This is a genomic window from Methanobrevibacter sp. (assembly GCF_036307625.1).
Taxonomy (GTDB): Archaea; Methanobacteriota; Methanobacteria; order Methanobacteriales; family Methanobacteriaceae; genus Methanocatella.
The window spans coordinates 1-2,205 of the sequence record NZ_JAXJXF010000011.1; the positions used below are offsets into that span (position 1 = coordinate 1).

Annotated in this window: 1 protein-coding gene; it reads right to left on the minus strand. The window is 32.6% G+C overall.

Annotated elements, in window-relative coordinates; all coding sequences use genetic code 11:
• Positions 1-1,805 (minus strand): hypothetical protein (locus UIB65_RS00535; protein ID WP_330039210.1); only part of this gene is annotated, 1,805 nt, incomplete at its 3' end.
• Positions 1,806-2,205: the final 400 nt, after the last annotated feature.

Here is a 2,205-nt window from a genome sequence, read left to right on the forward strand (position 1 = left end):
CCAATGAGAGCATGAGTATTGGTGAATGATGAATCTGAAATATGTGCACTGTTTCCTTCTACAAAAATTGCTCCACCACGATGATTATCGACATCCTGATTGTTGACATGACAATTATCAAATGTACAGCTTGAAACGGAAGTGCGATTACCTATAATATATATTGCGCCACCATGATTATCAGTAGAAATACAGTCATCAAAGTCAGAATGCATTACCTTAACATCACTACCTGTAATGAACAATGCACCACCATCAGCCTTTGCAGAACTTTGGGTGAAAGATGACATATCTACAGTAACATTAGAACCGGTAAGGCAGATAGTTCCACCTTTAGAGTTTGAGTATTCACCTTCTAGAGGATCATAGCCACTTACACCTTTATTATTCACACAAGTACTGTTATACATATATCCATAATCACCTTCCCAATATATTGCACCTCCGTCATCATAAGCTACATTATCAGTGAAGGTAGAATTGGACAAGTTACAATTAATTCCACTAATGTATAAAGCACCTGCATCCCTTCCGATACAGTCTTTAAAATCACAGTTGATTATTGATGTATTATTACCAATGACATATACTGCACCACCATTATTGGTAGCATTACATGCATCAAATGTAGTACCACTAACAACTACATCATTACCTGTGATAAATAAAGCACCACCATCAACCTTAGAGTAATTCTTATTGTCATCCATATATGCTGAACTTGAAGTGAACTTGGAATCTGAAAGGATTACATTAGAACCGGTAAGACAGATACTACCACCGCGAGTACTTGAAGTAGTACCATCAAGTTTATCAATACTTATACCTTTATTGTTTCTACAGGTGACATTGTAGATAACACCAGTGTTACCTTCCCAGTATATTGCACCACCGTCATCACCTGCAACATTATTTTCGAATATCAAATTTTTTGCATGAACGTTATCTGCACTTATGTAAACTGCACCACCATCAACAGTAGCGTTACAATTATTGAATTTAGAATTTTCTATTGTAGAATTAGTCTTAGAAGTATCGTTTAAATAAATCGCTCCACCACTATAAGCACGGTTGCCTTCAAAGGCAGTTTGGCTAATGTGAAGAATGCCGTCAACAAATAATGATCCCCCACAGGATTTTGCAATATTGTCTGTAAATTCAGATGCTGAAATATACAATGTTGAACTCATGACATATATTGAACCGCCGTTTGCTGCAGTATTATCCTTAAATGTGGAAAACTTGATTAATGAATCTGAGGTTAGACTATCGCTGTTAATAAATACTGCTCCACCATTGTTTGTTGCAGTGTTATTTAAGAATATACAGTCAATAAGCTCAATGCTTGAACCTGCCCCTACATTAATGGCACCACCATCATCACCATATCCGTTGGCAAATGTGAGATTTTTCAATATTACATGGGAATTGCCCAATATATTGAATATTGATGACCTGCTGGAAGCGTCCAATGTGTATCCGTTACCGTTGATTGTTATGCTTTTACCTATAGAAATACCATTTATTCCAGAATCGGTATCAGAGTATTTATAGCCTGAATTCAAGCTAATTACCCCACCCGAAGGTATGGAATCATTTGTTACAATATCATTCAACTGACTGAAAGTTCCTGAAGAAACCTTGAGAAGCTCCTGCTGCGTGTTGATCGCTTTCAAATCATTTTGATTATCATCAACACCAACTAAAGTCGCATTTCCTGCGATATCAGAAGCCGAAGAAGAGGATAATACTGAAAAGAATACAAAAAACAAGCAAAAAGAAATAAGTATTGTTTTTTTATTCATAATCTACCTCATTCATTAAACCTTTTACTATATATATTATTAATTAAAAGGAGTATATATGTTTTCTTTTTACAATATATTTATAAAAAATTAAATATATTTCATATTATTAAAAGAATTATTAAAATAATGTTCAATCAAAAATAATCCTAAAACAATTAAACGAAAGCATACTAATTAAAAAAATAAAAAATATTCATTCTACAATAGAAAATATGAAACATATTCATTAGAATTAGTAAAAAAAGTACTACAATAACAGTATTTTATGAAATATAAATGAACAAAAAAATAAACAATGCAGAAATTGTATAAATACATATAATAAAATACGAAAATAGGTTGAATTAAATCAAAAAGAGATACGATAATTTAAACAGTTAACATATCGAATATAAAA